We start from the raw sequence: 19,994 nt of genomic DNA on the forward strand, positions 1-19,994 counted from the left end.
TGCCACGCCGCCTGGATGCCGGGTTGAGCCAGATGCCAAGAAAACCGTAGGTGCTTTGCCTCCAGCCCGATCAGACGGGCGCGAGCATCGGTTTTAAGATTGACGACGGCGGGAATGTCGGCGAAAAGCGCAGACTGCGATATCAGTAGCGTAAGGATGCTGATTCATCGCGAGATGAAAGGGTGACTTGTAGGTCATGGTGTAGCCCTATCGTAGCGGATGTCGTCAAGACTTTCGGCGAATCAAGAATCAAGCCGAAACTCTTGGCGAGTTCCGCTACCGACAATCTCAATCGCCGCCATCGACTACGGCTCGCTTTGCTCTCTTGCGTCGTCCAGAACCCCGCTTAGTCGCTTCACAGTCTGCTGTTGCTCGGGGGCATCCGCGACGTTGACATTCTCTTCGGGATCCTGGCTTCGCTCGTAAAGCATTGATTCGTCACCTTCATACTCGGTGTAAGTGAAATCCGGTGTCGTCACGACCAGGCCGTCTTTCCATTTTGTAAACGCTGCTGGTTTGCCTGGCGTTTGAGGATCCTGCAGTAATGGTACGACGCTCTTTCCTTCCAAGTGTTCGGGAGGTTCGATCCCCGCGAGTTCGCACAGTGTCGGGTAAAGATCGACCAGTTCAACGATGCTATCGGTGGTGACATTTTTCTTAAATCCCGGTGCGCTGATGATCAGCGGAACACGCAGCGCATTGTGCAACAGATTGTGTTTGCCCCAGTAGTTGTGTTCGCCGAGATGCCAACCATGATCGCCCCAGACGATCACGATCGTGTTGTCTCGCAAATCGAGTTCGTCCAACGTTGCCAGAACCTTGCCAACCAGCGTGTCGGCGTAGCTGACACAGGCGTAGTAGCCATGCCTCGCGATCTGATGGAACTCATCTGAGTTGTACTGAATCCCGCGGTCGTAATAGCCGCGGATCTCTCCTGAACCTCTCAACGCACGCGGCTTGTTCTTCGGTGCATCGCGATTGTCGGCCAGCGCAATCTTTTCGCGATCATAGAGATCCCAGTATTTCTTGGGGGCATAGAAAGGCAGGTGTGGCCGAACGAACCCGCAAGCAAGAAAGAACGGCCCGTCCATCTTCGCCAACCGACGCATGTCCTTGATCGTCTTTTCGCATGTTTGGCCGTCGATGTACGTATTGTCAGAAACATCAGGCATCTCGAAGAAGGGTCCGAGATTATTTTTTCGATTGATGAAGTTTACTGAATTGGGATCGTGGAGGGTCCGGTGATTGTTCTCTGGCAGTCCGTCGACGAGTGAGAATGGTTCTTCGGACCAGCTTTGCTCGGCATCATCTTCGCGTTGATGATAGATCTTGCCGTTGTTGATCGTGGTGTAGCCGGCTTTGCGGAAAGTCGCCGGCAGAGTCGGCTTGCCGGGAGCAAGCGTTTCGGGAACCATCGGCATGCCGTCGAAATGTCGGGTGTGAACCCCGGTTAACAGTGAAACGCGTGAGGGCGCGCAATGGGGAGCTTGGCAATAAGCGCTCTCAAACAAAACTCCTTGCGAGCTAAATTCGTCGATATTGGGCGAAAGAACATGATCGGCACCATAGCACCCAAGTTCAGGCCGCAGGTCATCAATCGCAATGAACAGAACATTGGGTTTTTCAGAATTGTCGCTAGCGGACACCGAGCCGGATGCGAGTGTCCATGAAACGGTTAGACCGATCAGCAGAAAAGCTGGCAGACGTTCAAGAAGTTGCATCAGAGTTTATCTTTTCGACGGAAAGAATCGTGGAGTATTCGGTAGGACTCGCATCAAAAGCTAGCTTCATCCGCAAGTTTCATCTGTTCGCTGAGTTTCGCTTGCATGCTCCTTAGTTGCTGAGCATATTCTGGCGAGTTGGCAACATTTTCGTTCTCTTGCGGATCCATTTCTAGGTCATACAGCATTTCCTCACCGTTCTCAAATCGCGAATACGTCAAGCGATCAGTGACGACGGCGTCGGCTTCACGAAACCGCGTATAGATCACGTCATTGATCTGATCTTCCGGATTTTTTAGCAGCGTCTGAAGACTCTTGCCTTGCACCGATTGCGGAACTTCGATTCCGGCCAACTTGCAGAGAGTTGGAAAAATATCAATACCGGCAACCAGAGAGTTCGTTTGTTGGCCGGATGTCTTTCCCGGAACTTTGACGATCAAGGGAATACGCACTGCGTTGTGCAGCGTATTGTGTTTCCCCCAGAAATCATGCTCGCCCAAGTGCCAGCCGTGATCGCCCCAAACGACGACGATGGTGTTGTCGGCAAGTCCGAGGGATTCTAATTCGTTGAGGACAGCGCCCGCCAACTTGTCGGAGTAGCTGGTCGCGGCGAAATAGCCGTGGCGCATCTTGCGGTGAAAGGCTTCTGATTTTGCTTGATAATCACCCATCGCATAGGCGGCGTATTCACGGAAACCCCTTAGCGCTTTGGGCGCATCCTTGGGGCGGAACCGATTCCTTGCCAACGGAAGACTCGATTCGTCGTAAAGATCCCAGTATTTTTTTGGGGCATAGAATGGCAAGTGAGGCCGAATGAACCCGCAGGCCAGGAAAAAGGGTTCACCACTCTGTTTCAGTTTCCTCAAGTCCGCGATCGCGTTCTCTGCAACGACACCGTCGGGATAAGTGTTGTCGGGGGTGTCAACACATTCATAGAACAACCCGCGGCCTCGATCCGACGGAACATTCACCGTGGCAGGGTCAACATGGATCATGTGGCTCATTCCGGGACTGGTAACCGGACGGCTCCAACTTCGATCCGCCGTATCGCCGCTCTGATGAAAAATCTTGCCATGCGCCAGCGAGGTGTAACCAGCTTCACGAAAAACCTGGGCAAGCGTCTTGGCGCCCGGTGCGTCTTGGTCGGCGCGAGATTTGGCTTCGGTAAAACGAGTTCTGGTTGGAAGGATGCCCGTCATCATGCTGGCGCGTGATGCACCACAAACCGCGACTTGGCAGTAGGCTCGATTGAACAATATTCCCTGTGAAGCCAGCTTGTCGATATTCGGCGACTTGACGACCGTGTCGCCGTAGCACCCAAGTTCCGGCCGCAGGTCATCAATTGCGATGAACAGGACGTTGGGTCGTTTAGCGTTTTCGCTGGCCGCCGCTGGGTAAGGTGTGAGCACCCATGAAATAGCGAGTCCGATCAGCAGAAGACAGGGCATTCGATTAAGTCGTTGCATCAGAGTTGATCGGTTCGTGGAAAAAACATGTTGCTCAGAGTCGGCATTCGGGTGACTATTCGCGGCCCCGGTTGGATTCTTTCTGGCGCGACTCGTTTCGGTGTTGATAGAAATCATATCCATTAAGAGAATTTTTTAACTCGCGCGGCAGCGTCACCTTGTTCTTTGGGTGATTTAGCAAGTCCAACCTAAAATGCTTATGCGTCGCCAAGAAAGGCATGCTGCCCTCGTCTTTCAAGAAGTCGTTTTGCGTGACAAGCCACTGCTGTAGCTTCTGCTTTAGCTCTGACTTGATTTCACGATACGCAGGATCAGCCGCAAGGTTGTTTTGTTCGTGCGGGTCTTTGATCATATCGAACAGTTCTTCTTCCGGAACGTTGGGATGCTGCTCGGCACCCATTCTTAGAAACGCGGTCAACGCTTCGCCCGCTTTCTCCTTGCGCTGGACAACTTCCATCGCGTTGTAGTTTCGAGTGTACTTGTATTGTTTGGATCGAATCATTCGGCCGGGGAAAACATGAGCGTTGATGATGGCCTGGTTCGTCATCACACTATAGACGTATTGATGGTGTGAGTCGGTCTGTCCCTTTAGCAATGATTGCAGGCTCTTGCCGTCAAAATCCGAGTCAGGTTTTGCACCCGCGATCTCCATCATCGTTGGCAAAACATCGGCAAACGAGACAAGTGCATCGGATCGAGTTCCCGGCTCAACCACGCCGGGCCAACGAACGACAAAGGGAACGCTCAAACCACGATCGTAAACGGACCACTTCCCAAACCGCCCGTGATCCGACGCGTAGATGACCACCGTGTTATCGGCCAAATCGTACTTATCCAACAATGCAAGCGCTCGCTCAAACTCCTCATCGCTATTCTTGACCGCCTGATTGAATTGAGCCTCCGATGCGCGAGTTCGCGGAGAGTCTTCTTGAAAGCGAGTGATTGCCACTGAGTCCTCGGTGAGCGTCGTTTGTTTCGGGTGTTCGCCGTGTGGATAGTAGCTGGTGACCATGACACAAAAAGGTCGCTGGTTGTTTGGGCTACCGCCCGCGAAATACGCTTCTAACTGATCCAGAGGCGTTGCCGGCTTCGTGTACATCTTGGGATCACCGGCAGGTTTCTTTGAATGCATTTCGATCGTCCATGGAAACGCACTGCGGGGATTGACGTGAGACTTGCCACACAGGATCACGTCATAGTCCAGATCTTTCAGATAGTGACAAACCGTTCGTGTGTCCTTAAAGCGAATCGCAAGCGATTCGAGTCTCACAAAAGTGCGAAAGTCGAACTAAGACTAAAGTTAGTCGCAGCACTAGTTGCCAATGCTGGCCGAACCGGCGGGGTGTTCAGCGGGATGCCAATTGTCGATCAGTTTGGTTAACTCGCTGACCTTCTCGGGCATTTTTGCCGCTAAATTTTCATCTTCAGTTGGGTCCACCGAAAGATCGTACAATTGCACTTCGGGAGTCGCGGGGTGTCGCCCTGCATAGCGATTGGCTTCACCATCGCGACGAAGCAGCAACTTGTGGTTATCCCGAATCACCCACTGGTACAACAATGATCGCGATGGATCATCCAGGTCAGCGATATCATGCGCGAGCGCCTCGCCAAAAACATGCTCGCGTTGGATTGGAGTCGCATTGGTTAGCGGAGGCAACAAATTCAATCCTGGCAAGTTGTTTGGCGGTTCCACACCCGCCGCTGCCAAGATCGTTGGATAAATGTCTAAACTTGTCGCCAACTCAGGACGTTCCTGTTGTGAAATCTTCCCAGGCCAACTGTACATGATCGGAGTGCGAACACCACCTTCGTTGGCCGATTGCTTGGAACGGTTTGCGAAGGTTCCAGATTGCGGGTTTTGAATCCAGCCGTTGTCACAGACGTAGACAAACAGAGTGTCCTGCGTCATTCCCCGACGGTCGATCTCCGTGATCAACTGCCCGCAGGTTTCGTCGAACCATTCACACATCGCATAGTATTTTGCGACCGAAGGTGACTCGACTTTCGCCGCGTACTTATCCAGCAGTCGCTTGGGAGGATTGTGAGGCGAGTGTGGTAGAAACGGTGCATACCAAAGAAAGAACGGCTTTTCCTGCTGCTCGGCGATATCCAAGAAGTCAACGATTGGCTCCAGCCCTTCCCGGCCGATCTTCAGCCCATCATCACCGTGCCGCCCGCCTTTCTCTGGATAACCTCGTGTCATTCCATGGGTAAATCCACAACGCTGGTAACTCCCCTCCCAGAGCTTCCCGCTCTGATGCGATAGGTAGCCTTGCCGCCCGAGCACTTCTGGAAGCAGGTCAAATGCATCCGTCTTGGCGATCAGTTCTGCACAGCGTTGCCTGTAGAGCTCGGAGCCTTTGGCAGCGTACTTGGGCGACGGGTCGTTCCCGGTGACATGGTTGGTCGACGCGTAATGACCCGTCAGCAATGTCGCCAGAGACGGGCGACAAAGTGCTGTTGGAACATAGCCTCGTTTGAACACAGCACTTCGTCGTGCTAGCGCATCGAGACTGGGTGTTTCGATGTCGTCATGCCCCATAAATCCGTAGTCCGTCCAAGCCTGATCATCTGAAATGATTAGGACAATGTTGGGGCGATCGGAGTTCTCCGCCTCGGCGGCCTTCACAGGAATGCCTAGGCAACTGATAGCGATGACCACGATCGCAGCAATCGCCGAAAGCCGACGGCCACAGAAGAAGATGAGGGACTCGGTGTTACTGTTCATGGTGAGAGCTGTGGGGTGAATTGAAAAACAGAGAGTAGCCAGAGACGGCAGCGTGTGATCAACAAGTAATGAATTAACCGTAGTGGATCTTGCTAAGACGCGCCCGACAAAAGTAACCCGAAGCGTGAGCGAGGGACTCTTATCTGTCCCTCGCTCGTATGTTGAAGTTGCGCCTTTCTAGCCACGAAGTGGCGGCAGCACTTAGCCTGGGGCGTCAGCCCCAGGAAATCGAATACCGCATTTCTGCAAAGCCCCGGAGGGGCGACACATTTCCCGAATGGTTGATCGCTGTCGCCCCTTCGGGGCTTCTGTGATGCTTGTCCGGAAAAACCTGGGGCTGACGCCCCAGGCTAGGTGCTATCGTGCCTCCGGCACTCTCGAAAAATGCAACTTCAAAACGAACGCGTCGGGTTGTGAAGGAAACCATATTTTGCCTGTTCGGACTTTTGTCGGGCGCGTCTGCTAAAGATCCCATGCTGGAGATCTTTGGCAAGATCCACTACGCCAATGATGCTAGGTGGCGGATGCAAGCTCGCGAACGTGGGTAACGAAGAGTTACCGAAGTTGGAGTCCAGGCACCATTTCAATCATGAACTAGAGGTCATCTTCACCTTCTACCGGAGGCGCAGGGTTCTGTTCGTTCCACTTTGCCAATTCATCCTTGGTGGTATTTACCTCTGGGGAACTCGAGCCGCCGCAACCGAGCAGCGTCATCGAGAACGACAAAGTGATCAGGACCAATAATTGTCGAGCCATCGAAAACCTTTAGATTAAAAAAATTAAAACGGACGGTCGCCCAGAAGAACCAGGCAACCCAATCAAACTAAAAATCGCGGCGAACCATCCGACGCACCGCGATTAAACGTGAACGCTAGCTGAGAATTACAGCTCTTCGTCGATCACTTCCTTGGCAGCACGTGTGCCCAATGCACCCCACAACCCGTAAGGGCTCGCCGAACCGGCTGGCAAGAATCCAGCTTCGCTTCCGACTTGAGGGCTTGTTTGATCTCCCGCCTCGATCGAGTCAGTCACAAACTTCACGGCTCCATCACCCATTAAGACGTGAACTCCACCTTGGTGGCGACTACTTGGCGGCAGCAATGCTGGCGAAAGAGTGTTCCATCCAAGGCAAAGATCGCGGTTAGGAGGAGAAATCGTGGTGACGCTCCCGAAAAGCCCGCGGTGGTATGCCCACTTGAAACCGCGACCGTGTTCAGCAGGCGTTCCAACGCTACCGGGGAAAATCGCGGTGCCTGTCGCAGCCGCCAACCAGAACTGCGGTCTTAGAGGGTCAATCAGCGACTGACAACTCAAGTTGTCTCCTGCCTGGCCAAACGCACTGCCCCCTGTCTCATTATTGTTCCCCGCAGTGTTCCTTTGAGCACTCGTACGGATATCCTGGTCACCCAAGTCCGTTGCGATTTCCCCCGCCATGATCGTGTTCGACAAACCATCGAGGATGTCGCGGAATTTGGTCTCATATCGCTGCATGAACGCTCCACGACTGCCAGCCCGAAGTCGCTGGCTAGCCTCGGCTTCTGTCAAGGCACCACCGCGTCTGTTAGTCCGTATCGTCCCATCGTCGCCAAGAAACCCCTCTCGCTGGAAGTAGGCCGAGTCACCGATACACGCGGCGTAATTGGTTCGCCCTTGCGAAGGCAGGCCGACACCTGGATCGCTGGGGCAACGCAAAGTTGGAATGTTGGTTAACCACGGGTCGTACTGAACAACATTGTGATCCGCCAGGCGTCTTCCTGGGTTGGGGCCCATCGGTGGAAACGACTGAGTAGCGCTGAAGCCCAATGGATTGCTGATCTGCTCCCAAACAGCCTGCTGCTCGAAGAAAGGCGTCAGCCCGACCAACCAACTGGCTTCGGTCAGATTGTAGCTGCGAACGGCATTTGCCGGGGACGCACCCCTTGAGATGGTTCGGTTCGGACCACTGGAACCACCGCCATGAAGCGGCATTTGCTTGAAGGCAGAATGGTAGTTGTGAACTCCCAGACCGATTTGCTTGAAGTTGTTACTGCAGCTCATGCGGCGAGCAGCTTCACGAGCCGCCTGCACTGCAGGCAGCAGTAGTCCCACCAAGACGCCAATAATGGCAATCACAACAAGAAGTTCGACGAGTGTAAAGCCTCGCCGGTTCGATCGAACGATCATCACTAAACCTTTAAGAAAAGAGAAATTGGAATCCGCTAATTGGGAACCGCTTACCCCAGGGATTTTAGAAGGCGGGGTTGGGCACCACTATTGTCCGATAGGCCAGTGTCTTGGAGATATCAACCTTCTTCCTGGCCGAAAAAATGCGTCTCTCCAACGGGTGTTTTTCGTGCACAGGCGCCTTGAAATGCGAGTCTCCAACAGCACCCCAGCAGAGCAAAAGCGAATTCCGTTTCAGCAAACGAAAAATGCCTGGCCCGGTGGTCCCTGGTCCGGTCGTCCCTAGCCCGGTCGTCATGGAACACACCTCGCCGAAACAGACTTAAAATGTTTCGAGTCATTGACTCACGACAACTTCACTCGTTTGGGCCGAATCCGATCAAGCCTTCTTGAGCATACAAGGGAGCCGCGTCCGCATTACTATTGGCCAATCGGACAGTATCGCGAGTTAAAATTCGGGTTATGGTTAGGGTTCGGGTTGCTCCCTAACTAGCATCATCCCGGCTGGGGCGACGGTATCAGGCGAGGCCGAATGATGACTTTACAATTGCTAGGATTGCTTGTGCACGAACGTTCGCGCCTGGTGAGCAAGACCGCTCTTATCCAAGCCGCACCGTTCATTTTGGTCATCATGCTCGCGACGGTGGCCAGTGCCCAGACAGTGGTCAGTGCCCAGACGGTGGTCAGTGCCCGGACAGACGGGGTGCACAAGGATGCGTTGGAAGTCCAGTCTATCGGTGAGCTGATCGCAACCCCTCGCGACGAAGCCGCTCTTCGGCCCCCGATTCGTATTGTTGGTACCGTTTCTTCAGTCGGGGAGGGAATCGCTGCCACGCCCCCCGAACACAATTCCCCCAGGCACTTTTGCATCGAGGACGCGACCGGTGGGATTTGGGTGCAGGTCATCCAAGCGATGCGAGAAGGAATTCTAGTTGACTCCAAAGAGGTGTTACCGAAAATTCAATATGGTCAGCGTGTCGAGATCTTCGGTGATTTGGGTGAGGGTGGTTTCGCCCCAGTCGTTATTCCTCGCTCGATCAAATTCGAAGGAAGCGGGAGCTTACCGCCTGCCGAGCGTGCGAGCCTTCGCACCTTCTTAAGGGGTGGCAGTGCGCTGCGAAGGGTAACGGTCAATGGCGTGGTGCAAAACTTGACAAAAGAAAATCGTCGAGGTTACTTGTTCCGAATTGAAACGGGTGTCGGCCACTTCTTGACGTGGTTGCCTAAACAACCTCGTTACGCCCCTGATCGACTACTAGATGCTAAGGTTCGCGTCACGGGACTCGCCGGAACGTCTCGCAACTGGCGGGCAGAATTTGTCTGCCCCCGACTGATTGTCAATCAGCATGATGACTTCGTCGTCCTTCAAGCGGCACCTGCCGATCCGTTCTCGGTTGACCTGGTGCCGATCAAGCAGGTCGACGCCTTTCATCCCGACGGTCGTCCACTGCACCGCCGCCGTATTAGAGGAACGGTCACGTTTAACAATCAACAGACGATGTACGTGCAGTCAGAAAATACTGCCGTCAGGATCACCCTGAATCAAAGCGACGAATCGATTCAAGTTGGCGAACGGGTGGACGTCACAGGCTTTATCGATACCAGCCAGTACCAAGCGGGGTTGTCTGGCGGACTCATTCGGCGATTGCAAGGTGAGGCCCGCATCGAACCGCAGCCAATTTCCTTTGACGAGATCTTGATCGACCACAAAAAAGCAAAATGGAATTCGTCAAAGCAACGTGATATGGATGGTCGGCTCGATGGTCGGCTGGTGTCGATCGAAGGGGTGTTATTGAATTTCCAAGTCGCGAGGGCACCGCAGCCCCATCGCCTTGCGATTGATTGTGGCGATTCGATTACCACCGCTTACCTTTTCGCCGCCTCCGAGGAAATTCGCCCCCAAACAAAGCTACGGCTGACCGGCGTTGCTCGATTATTGTACGACGCGCCTGCTGTGAAATTTAACGACGCGCCTGCTGCAAACTCGAATTTTGCGATGCCGTATCAGTTGGACTTGCTGCTTCGTTCCGACGACGACATCACTGTGCTTAGCCTTCCACCATGGTGGACCGGACCGCGTGCGTTGACCGCGTTCACCTTGGTTGCGTTCATTTCCTTGGCGGCCTTCGCTTGGGCGTTCGCATTGCGACGCGCGCTGAAACAGCGTACCGGTCAGTTGACCCGCGAGATGAAGGATCGGCGCGATGCAGCGATTGAATTCCAGGGTGCCATGCGAGAGCGAACCCGATTGGCCGCCAACTTGCATGACACCTTATTGCAAACCATGGCGGGTATCGCCTACCAAGTGGAAACCTGTGCCCAGCACGAAGGTCAAGACCCAAAGCAGATCGACGCTTCGCTGCAGACAGCGCGAAAAATGATTCAGCATGGACAGGACGATCTTCGCGATACAGTCTGGGCGCTCAATAGCCTCCCGAATGATGAAGATACGCTTCCTGATGCGGTGCGTTTCGCGGCCGGGCGAATCACCAGTGGATATCCGCTCAAAGTCCACGTTCGTAGCTCCGACGATTTTCCTCCGCTGGCTGAGCATATCGCCGGCAATTTGCTCTTGTTCGTTAGAGAAGCCATTCACAATTGCGTCAAACATGCGGACGCCAGCAAGATCGAAGTCGAGATGGTAAAGGTTGCTAAATGTGAGTCTGTTCGGGTTTGCGTTCGGGACAACGGCGGTGGCTTTGATGTGGACAAGCGGCGCAGGTCAAAAGACGGACACTTCGGCATCGAAGGAATGATCCACCGCATTGAACGACTCGGCGGCACGCTGGTCATCGACAGTCAGGTCGGTCATGGGACGACCGTGACGGGCGAAGTCCCCACTCATCAGTTCGATTCAGAGATAGCTTGACCTTATGATGAAGTCCGCCCCAAATCTTCCTGCTGCTCATCCTCCGCAACGATTGTTATTAGTCGACGACCATGCGGTCATGCGGGCGGGACTAGCCAATATGCTCAATTCACGTCCGGAATTCGTTGTCGTTGCTCAAGCGGACAATAGCGACTTGGCACTCGAACACTACAAAGCTCATTCGCCTGACATTGCGTTGCTCGATGTCATGATGCCGGGGATCAGTGGTATCGAGTGCTTGCGACGGATCAGGGATCACGACCCGGCGGCCAAAATTTTGATGCTTAGCTCGACCGAGATGATCGCTGAGATCGACGAAGCCATTCACGCAGGTGCCAGCGGCTTCGTCAGCAAGACCGCGTTGCCCGCTGAACTGATCGCTGCCATTAAGACGGTCCTAAACGGAGAACAGGCGTTGGACGAAGATCTCAAACGCCGCTTGGAAGTGGAATCCCGTCAGGCTCATCTGACGCCTCGCGAATTGGAAGTTCTGCATCTGCTTCGCCATGGGATGAGCAATCCCGCAATCGGAAACGAGCTTCGTATTACTGCACGAACGGCTAAAGCACACGTCGCAGCCATCATGGAAAAACTGGAGGCTCAGGATCGAGCCGAAGCAGTCGCGAAAGGATTCGAACGCGGTTTACTTCGCCCCTAAACGATCCAGGAATCAATCCGCTGTATTTCGTTTGGTGACATGAACCGATCGTCTGTTTCTCCCGGAAGGAGAGTGAATACGCACCGGCGTTCACCGAGAGGTGTCAGAAACTGCTTAGATTTCCAAAACACTGGCCTATCGGACAATAGTTTCGCCCAAACACGGCTACTACCTTAAACGGTTCTTAGGTGGTCTTGGTGGCCTTAGAGGCCTCAGTCAATTCCCGTTGATGGCCAGCACTAGGATTTCGAGAGGAATTGAGGTTGGTTTGGTGACAACGAATTGTCTTTCGCGCTGAAAGCGGTTGGTGTTGCAACTCCACCCTGGGGTCTGAGGTTGCTTCGTTAGTTTGCCCGGGCCTTAAACGTTAGCGAAAGCTAATGCGACTAGTTTTTACACCCAGTTTAAGGAGTACAAGAATGAAGCGATTCTTATCAGGATTTTTAGTTTTGCTGGCGATGAGCGCCACGGCAGTCAATGCCCAAACCATTGTGACCAGCGCCCCGTCAGACATGCCCGGTCCGACGGTTTCTAGCATTGATCTACTGCAGACCTCGCTGGCGGCGGGTGAAGGAACCGAGGGTAACCTAGCCTTCACAGGCGGTACGATCGCCAACACTATTACCGCAGGCAACGGCATCAATGCCTCATGGCTGGGGAATGACGGAACCTCTCTGACCAACTCTGGCGGAACTACTCTGGCGGCACATGTCACCGCGACCGGCTTGTCGAATGCGGCCATGCTTTCCGATGGCATTTGGGGAAACGAGGCTGCTACGAGCCGAGGTACCGCAGTATTCCAAACTGACGAGTACATCGAGTACACGTTTGACTTGAGCTCGGCTGCTTTGGGTTTCGACATCACCGGAATCGACCTGTATAGCAATTGGGGAACGGGTGACGGGCGTAACGAGATCAACGTTGATATCGATTACTCCTTGGTCGGATCTCCGACGGTCTTCGATCAAGATCTGATTGCGCCAGCAGCGTACGATCCGCCAGCCGGCACAACCCAGGCGATCATGAACATCTCGGGTCTCACTGCGACGGGTGTCGCTGGAATTCGTTTCAACTTCCCCGCTCAGGAAAACAATGGCGTTGGTTACTCGGAAATCGATGTTTTCGGTACCGCCACCGTTATTCCGGAACCGACATCGCTGGCGCTTTTGTCGGTGGTCAGCCTAGGTGCGATGGCGCGTCGCAGAAAGCGAAACGCCTAATTTTGATTCTCTAGCAACGAACCCGGCCGCATTATGCGGCCGGGTTTTTCTGTTCCCTTTGACCGGTTGATGAATTCGGTTTTCACGGGGAAGGGCCTATGCGTGTTCTCACTGCCCGCTCTGATGCGGGATCGCAATGACTTTACATTTTGGATGGAAAAAGATGCTTGCTCGTTCCTTGGTCAGCCCCGTCGGTTTGGTAATCGGATGCCTAGTCGTGGTTCTGGGCGGTTCGGATTTCGCGCAAGCGGACCTGATCGCGCGTTGGACGTTTGATAACGACGCCAGCGACAGTTCTGGCAATGGACTCAACGGATCCTTGTTGGGCGGTGCGGCTGCAGGTGTTTCAGATCCTAATCGAAGCACTGGCGTTTTGGCGTTGGACGGAATCGACGATTACGTTGCTGTCCCTCACAGCTCGCTGCTTGATCTGGGTGGGCAATTCACCATCACCAGTTGGTTTAAGAGCGAACAGCCGGGCGCGAGCGGCGCGCAGCATCTGCTTAGAAAAATTGGCAGCGCTGGCTCGCCTAACGAAGTCTATTACACGCGAATTCAACCCGGCGGGTCGCCCTTGCGTTTCAACGTAACCAACAACAACGACAACGGTAGCAATGCCGATATCCCGTTAACGGGCGCGGGACAATTAGATGCATCCACTTGGTATTTTTTGGCCGCGACTTTTGACGGCACGGCCAATCAGCAGCGCCTCTTCCTAGACGACGTGACCCAGCCCGCCGCATCAATCTCGACGACCAATAGTGCGCCTGCCGCCTCCACTGGCGAACTGAGAATCGGGCGAGGGAACCCCGGTGGATACTTCGACGGAAGCATTGATGATGTAAGACTGTACGGTCGGGTATTGAGCATTTCTGAGCTAGAGACCGTGGCCGACGGGGGCATGCTTGACGGCAACACGGGAATTCTGATCCCCGGGGATTACAACGGTGATCGCCTGGTCGACCTCGGTGATCTAGAAACCATTCGTGCGGGTTATGGAACGACGTTTGTCTTCGGCGATCTGGAAGTCTGGCAAATCCATTACACGGGGCCACTGACACAGGCGAGTCAAGCCGTGATTTCCTCGTTGATCGCAACCAGCGTGCCCGAGCCCGGATCCGCCTTGGGGCTGGCGTTGCTGTTTGCCGCAGGATTGATTCGCCGGCGAGTGCGGCCAGGACGTCATGATTCAGCAAGTGAAGAAGACAGCGGACGCGCGGGGGCCAGCCGACACAATGCGGGGTTTGCCAAAAGCAAAAGATTGCTGGCTTCGCTATTGGCCATTCTTGCGTTGCCATTTTTTGCTTCCATGGCCGATGCACAAAGCAGCAGCCCCAACATTGTTGTGATTGTTTCTGACGATCACCATTGGCGCGACTATTCGTACACCGGCGAAAATAACTTTGTAAACACTCCCAATATTGACACCTTGGCCCGTGAAGGCTTGATGTTCAATCGCGGCTACGTGCCAATGTCGTTGTGCCGCCCTTCTTTGGTAACGATGTTGACTGGAATGTACGGCGTTCAGAATGGAGTTTACGGGAACGATCCAAACACCCGTCGGGATAGCGATCCCCTCAACTTAAATAACAGCTATCCAAATTCGGTCGACAATCGAATCATCCGTCGAAACATCCAACACGATGCGACGCTTCCAAAGATGTTGGCGTCGGCCGGCTACGTCAGCCAGCAAACCGGAAAACTGTGGGAAGGCGATTATCGAAGGTCAGGTTTCACCGAGGGGTTTGTTCGAGATAGCGACCGACATCAAGACAACATTGCAATCGGACGCCCCGGCGGCGGCCAGAGTTCGGATGTGTCCGAAGTGACGAATTTCGTTGATCGTGCGGTGGCTGACGACAATCCGTTTTTCGCGTTCTATGCACCCTTCCTGCCGCACACGCCTCACAACCCCCATGCGAACTATCGGGACCGATATGACCCGCTGGTTGCCAGCGGCCAGTTGACCACTCACGAGGCTAACTACTACGCCAACATTGACGCGCTGGATGATTCCGTTGGCCGCATCCGATCCCACATTCAAGGCAAGACCGATGCCCGTGGAAACAACGTTGACGACAATACCATGTACGTCTACGTGGCGGACAACGGTTGGGATCAGGATCCTAATCGCCAAGGGGAATTGCCAGGAGACAATGGAAAACGAGGACCAAATGAGGCGGGGATTCGAACGCCGATTCTGATCTCGTGGAAAGACCAGATCCTGGATGCGCGATCGTTGGAAGCGAAGCTCGCCGACACGTCGCTAGCCAGCAGCATCGATATCGCGCCGACCATCCTGGCCGCCGCGGGGTTGGCTCCGACCGAGCGCATGGAAGGCGTCAACCTGGCGACGCATCGCCGCGAGAAAGTGTTCGGGGATATCTATCACCATGATCAGGAAGTGTATGTCAACAACCAGTACCGTGTAGGATCGCCCGAAGATACCCTGCGGTGGCGATGGATGACCGAAGGAGATTGGAAGCTGGTGGTCCCCAAAACCGGTTCCGCAGAATTGTATAACTTGGCCGCTGATCCCGATGGTTTAAACAACCTTGCAAACGTCGGTGCCAATGCGGATCGGGTCGCCAGCATGACCCAGGAAGTCAACGACTGGTACGCAACTAACCGTCCCACGACGATTTACAGCCACGAATTCAACGGATCAGCAAGCTCGATTCAGGGGACCACCCCCGACGTCATCGATGATGTTGTCGCTTTGAACCAGTGGGAAGTCGGCCCGCAATTTGTCAACAACAACGGCGAGATCGCCGGGCGGACCATGGCAGTGCTGCCGTTTACACCGGAGGACGACAAGCGTTACGAACTGCGGACGGCCCTGTCACCGGCGGCCACCAACAACAGCCTGTCGTGGGTGTCATTCGGTTTCCAAGAGGGTTCCGAAGCAGGTATCGACCCTTCCGCGGATGGCGTCGCATGGGCACGCCTACGCAACGATGCCTCACTAGATGATTTGACGCTGCACGGTTTCCCCGATGGCGGCACCGGTGGCGAAGGTTCGGAGTTGTTTTCAATAGACGACCTGACCTATTTCGATAGCTTTGCGACCTTAACCCTCGTTTTGGATACTCGCGACCACGATGAGTCGCTGGCAGGTAGCCAATGGCTGATTGATTTGTTGGCCGATGGTGTCAGCCAGCATCAGTTCATCTTTACCGATGGCAACCCGGACATTGGCGGAATCAATCTGGGTAGCTTCACCCTTCCCGGTTCAACGGATCTTGCCGGGCTGGTGGATTACTTTCAGCTCATTGAAATTCCGACATCCACGTACCAGGTGGGCGTTCCCATTGTAATTCCCGAACCCTCTAGCTTTGCTTTCTTGTTGATGGCGGGGGCGTTTACGCTTCGACGCCGACGCCGTTGATCGAAATCCCAGCATCGAACCTACACGCGCAAAGGGCGCGGACGAGACCCAATCAGCCGCCACAGAAGTCATTTCCAAACGCCCCCGAACTGATTTGTTCCACGAGCGAATGTCTAATGGCCAGATTGCTGGTTTTCGCCACATCGACTTTTCTGTTTTCGATGGGAGTCGCCGCGAACGACGCTTCGGTGGATTGGCAGGCTTAATGGATTTGGCAGGCGGAAGATGGTCCGGCCAACACATGGGTGGCCTTCCGCAAAGAATTTGATTTAAACGAGGTGCCGCAAAAAAGTCATCGCGAATGCAAGAAGAAACTGACTTTTGATCGCAGTTGGAAGGTCAAAGCGGATCCCCCCTATGCGTAGTACAGCGGTGATACGGGCAAGAACATTGTGCAGTTCCATGTGAAGTACGACGCTCGCAAATCAATGGGCGTCTGGATGTCGCCGGACTATTCGGATGCCGATTGGAAAGCGGCATCCGAGAAAGGAATCCCACCAGCAGCACCTTGGTACAACCTGGAAAAGAACGACGTACCCGCGCTGGTGAACCACGGTTTGCAGTTCTATCAAGATTATGGAAGCCGCCTTATAAACTCGATCTATCAGGACAGCTCAAAGGTAAGAGCAATCAGCTTGAAGTGCGGGTGACCAATCTGTGGGTGAACCGCATGATTGGCGACGAATAGTATCCGGCGACTGACCGTTACATGGCGGGTCGTAATCCGACAGAGCATTTGATTGAAAAAGATCCTGGTTGGTTAAGGAACGGAAAACCTCGGCCGACAACCAAGCGAAGATCATTCGCCACCGCCCGGTTCTACGACCAGGATTCGCCCTTGGTTGAGTCCGGGCTGATCGGTCCGGTGCAACTTCATTTTGGGATTCGCAAAACGATATCCCATCAATGATCCGATGTCTTACACACGAACCTCTAATGCGATCGGACATTTCACGGCTTGTCGATTAAAGTGAGCCGCGACGCGTGAGCGGCCGGGCCTACCGCATTGCCCGAAGGCCTCACGGCCAGAAAGGTGGCAGGACGCGACGGACTAAACCGTAGCGCTACCGAAGGATTTTGACGAATGCCGTCACCGCTGCGAGCATGACCGAGGTTCTTGAGTGGCTTCACATTGCCAACAACGCGAACAACAAACGGGATCCCGCGTTTCCCGCGACGAGTGCCCCTTGGGAACTGTCCCGAAACAGCTTCCCGGTTTTCCCGTAGCTGATCCCGCCAGGGTTCAGTGAGAGACAAGTGGGTACAGGAACACAAATCGCCAATGGTTTTTGTAGGCCGTAGCGAGTGGAGCGAGTTACGGCATTTGAGCCCCTGCCGTAACTCGCTCCACTCGCTACGGCCTACTTTAGGAACAGTCCCGGAATAGCTTCCCGGTTTTCCCGTAGCTGATCCCGCCAGGGTTCAGTCCATGATTAGCTGTACCCGATTGAAGCCCTGCCGTAACTCGCTCCACTCGCTACGGCCTACTTTGGGAACCGTCCCGGAATAACTTCCCAGTTTGGTTGAAATCCGAGAAATCGCGTGGACAGACGGGTGAGATTTGGGCAGTTTGGGTAACACTTAGTATAGCGATCTGGTCATTCCGCTTTGGCGGCCAACTCGCTGTCAATTCGTTTTGCCCTCCTTTGAAGCATCTTCGTTAAAACAGATTCGGTCGCTGGTTTGAAAACCGATCGCGATGGTGAACTTGGCCTCACCGACTTTGCCGCTTTCCGAGGAGCATTTGGAACACAGGTTGGTGCCCCATTCCAATGAGTGTGATAGGCCGCAGGCTCACGCTTCCTGCCCTTGTTTTTCTGGCTGGGGTAAGCACATGCGCCGCCATTGAGCGCCCCGTGGTTGTTACCGTCGACTTCACCGCGGCAGAAACCGCTGGTGAACGCTTGTTCGACATGTGGAACGTTGCCAACCGAATCAGTCCGAAAAATGGAGCCAACGTTCGTGCTGGGATGAAGGTCAATACCGTGCGAATGCTCGGCGGAATCGTCCATAAAGACAAGAACCGAAAACAATCAAAGCGACCCAATTTTAAGTTCGACATCTGCACCTACGACCAACGGCGGCAACGATACGTTTACCATTTCGACCGATTGGTAGATCGCATCAACCGCATCGGAAAGGGCGGCACGCAGATCCACCAGATCGTGCTCGACCAACCACCCTGGTGCTTTCACCGTGACTATAAGTTCATCCCGGAAGGAAAAAGGGATGGGATCAACTTTCGCGAAAACGAGCGAGTATCGCACTACGGAAATTCATTGCCACCTTCGGACAAGGAGGCGTGGGCGGATTTCATCAAGGCGCTGATGCGACATTTGATCGAGGTCTACGGCAAAAAGACTGTCCAGAATTGGCGATTCCGAGTGGGGTCAGAAATCGAGACGCCGGACCATTGGTTTGGAACCGAAAAAGACTTCATCGAACACTTTGCCAACACGGTCACAGCAATCCGCTCGGTCATGCCAGACGCGATCGTCGGTCTCCACACGCGTCCGCCGGATTTCGTTTACGTGAAAGATAAATCGGGGAACTACAAAGGGGAACAGATCAAGTCTTTCGCCAATGGAATCATCGAATACTGCCACGACAATAAAATCCGCTATGACTTTTGGGGCATCTCGGACTATCCAAACATCAAAATCGCTGAGCAACGCGATCCGAAGACAAAGTACGCCACTCTCTTCGAACCGCTCATCAACCATCCAAAGTGGTTGCCCGGTACGGTCATCGATTTGGAAGAGTTCAGCGTGATCACGAGCATGGACCCTCTGTCCAGCTCCGATTCTGTTCAAGCGGACACATTCAAGGTCGCGCTAACGGACCATTTTTATACTCACGGAGTCAGCCAGATCTTCCAGTGGGGAAACCGGACTGATAGCGAGCCGGCATGGCCCACGAAGGTCTTTCAAGGAATGATCGGAAAGACTCGCTTCGATGCAAAGATCAAAGGCAGAAAGTCGAGTGCAGCGAAGCACGTTGGCGCGATCGTCGCTAAGGGAGCCTCCAACGAATCGATCGACGCACTGCTCTACTACTACAACCCAGCCGATCTCGAAGCCAATGATTTCCAAGAAGTCAACCTAACGCTGACAACCGAGTTCCCGGTCGGGACAAGGATTGCGTTTCGCAAAGTACTAATAACTGGCGAACATCATCAATTCAGCTCCTTCATGCAGCATCGATCGAGTTCGTCCTGGCTTAAAAAGGGCGGCAGTAAATACGGAAACGCCAACGACTCTCTTAACGATGCTGGAAAAGCCGCTTGGGCAAGTTATCGCTCTTCGAGTCTGCCAAGCTGGACAAAAACAAAATTCATCAAGACGCGTCCGACTGCTGACGGTCGCCCCGGATCCGTCATTGTCATTGACACCCAACTTCCACTTTTTTCGTTCGAGAAAATCGAGATGATGCAATTGAAATGACAAGATCCATGACGGCAGGTAAGAAGTCATCTGCCGATCGCCTAACGCTTCATCCGGGTTTAATTTTAGGTTTGGGTGGTAGCGAAAGTCGCCAAGACTTTCGGCGTTCCCTAAGATTTCCGAAACCCTTGGCGAGTTTCGCTACCCTTAATTCAAAGCGAACTGTTCAAGAACGAGTTCTTGTTTTGCTTTAAAGAAGCTTACAATAACGATTACCAAGACGACGTTTTCCTAATCAGTAACATCCAACCAATCAACGATTCAAACGACTGAGCAATCAGCATTCGAGCATGAAACTTATGAAACCAATCAACGCGATAATCAACTTGCAAGGATCC

Annotated in this window: 12 protein-coding genes; 6 read left to right on the plus strand and 6 right to left on the minus strand. The window is 53.8% G+C overall.

The annotated features are described in order from the left end of the window. Nucleotides 1-305 precede the first annotated feature (305 nt). From RC85_RS10290 to RC85_RS10310, 6 genes are all read right to left on the minus strand, one after another. The gene (locus RC85_RS10290; RefSeq protein WP_068262082.1) at nucleotides 306-1,721 is read right to left on the minus strand and encodes a sulfatase; all 1,416 of its coding nucleotides are present in this window, start codon (nucleotides 1,719-1,721) and stop codon (nucleotides 306-308) included. A gap of 53 nt (nucleotides 1,722-1,774) precedes the next feature. After that, nucleotides 1,775-3,187 carry a sulfatase gene (locus tag RC85_RS10295; RefSeq protein ID WP_068262083.1) on the minus strand — a complete coding sequence of 471 codons (1,413 nt, stop codon included), beginning with the start codon at nucleotides 3,185-3,187 and terminating at the stop codon, nucleotides 1,775-1,777. Nucleotides 3,188-3,242: 55 nt separating this feature from the next. Beyond that, nucleotides 3,243-4,457 carry a sulfatase/phosphatase domain-containing protein gene (locus RC85_RS10300; protein ID WP_068262084.1) on the minus strand — a complete coding sequence of 405 codons (1,215 nt, stop codon included), beginning with the start codon at nucleotides 4,455-4,457 and terminating at the stop codon, nucleotides 3,243-3,245. A 42-nt stretch (nucleotides 4,458-4,499) separates the two neighbouring features. After that, nucleotides 4,500-5,915: a sulfatase-like hydrolase/transferase gene (locus tag RC85_RS10305; protein WP_068262091.1), complete on the minus strand. Its 1,416-nt coding sequence runs from the start codon at nucleotides 5,913-5,915 to the stop codon at nucleotides 4,500-4,502. Between the two features lie 594 nt (nucleotides 5,916-6,509). Then, entirely contained in the window at nucleotides 6,510-6,671 is a 162-nt protein-coding gene (locus tag RC85_RS26790) for a hypothetical protein (protein WP_157593911.1), read from the minus strand. A 126-nt stretch (nucleotides 6,672-6,797) separates the two neighbouring features. After that, nucleotides 6,798-8,078, minus strand: coding sequence for a DUF1559 domain-containing protein (locus tag RC85_RS10310; protein WP_068262093.1), 1,281 nt, complete (start codon nucleotides 8,076-8,078; stop codon nucleotides 6,798-6,800). Nucleotides 8,079-8,661: 583 nt separating this feature from the next. Here RC85_RS10310 and RC85_RS10320 point away from each other — a divergent pair. From RC85_RS10320 to RC85_RS10350, 6 genes are all read left to right on the plus strand, one after another. Then, nucleotides 8,662-10,947 carry a sensor histidine kinase gene (locus RC85_RS10320; protein WP_160148086.1) on the plus strand — a complete coding sequence of 762 codons (2,286 nt, stop codon included), beginning with the start codon at nucleotides 8,662-8,664 and terminating at the stop codon, nucleotides 10,945-10,947. Between the two features lie 7 nt (nucleotides 10,948-10,954). Further along, nucleotides 10,955-11,605 carry a response regulator gene (locus RC85_RS10325; protein WP_068262138.1) on the plus strand — a complete coding sequence of 217 codons (651 nt, stop codon included), beginning with the start codon at nucleotides 10,955-10,957 and terminating at the stop codon, nucleotides 11,603-11,605. A gap of 419 nt (nucleotides 11,606-12,024) precedes the next feature. Continuing rightward, the gene (locus RC85_RS10330) at nucleotides 12,025-12,825 is read left to right on the plus strand and encodes a PEP-CTERM sorting domain-containing protein (RefSeq protein ID WP_160148087.1); all 801 of its coding nucleotides are present in this window, start codon (nucleotides 12,025-12,027) and stop codon (nucleotides 12,823-12,825) included. 163 nt (nucleotides 12,826-12,988) lie between these two features. Continuing rightward, nucleotides 12,989-16,213 (plus strand): sulfatase-like hydrolase/transferase, encoded by a 3,225-nt coding sequence (locus RC85_RS10335; RefSeq protein ID WP_068262102.1) that lies wholly within the window; start codon nucleotides 12,989-12,991, stop codon nucleotides 16,211-16,213. A 392-nt stretch (nucleotides 16,214-16,605) separates the two neighbouring features. Next, nucleotides 16,606-16,863, plus strand: a complete 258-nt coding sequence (locus tag RC85_RS10340; protein WP_149752670.1) for a hypothetical protein — start codon at nucleotides 16,606-16,608, stop codon at nucleotides 16,861-16,863. A 1,206-nt stretch (nucleotides 16,864-18,069) separates the two neighbouring features. Beyond that, the gene (locus tag RC85_RS10350) at nucleotides 18,070-19,656 is read left to right on the plus strand and encodes a GH39 family glycosyl hydrolase (protein WP_068262111.1); all 1,587 of its coding nucleotides are present in this window, start codon (nucleotides 18,070-18,072) and stop codon (nucleotides 19,654-19,656) included. Nucleotides 19,657-19,994 lie beyond the last annotated feature (338 nt).

It is taken from the genome of Rubripirellula obstinata (assembly GCF_001642955.1).
Classification (GTDB): Bacteria; Planctomycetota; Planctomycetia; order Pirellulales; family Pirellulaceae; genus Rubripirellula; species Rubripirellula obstinata.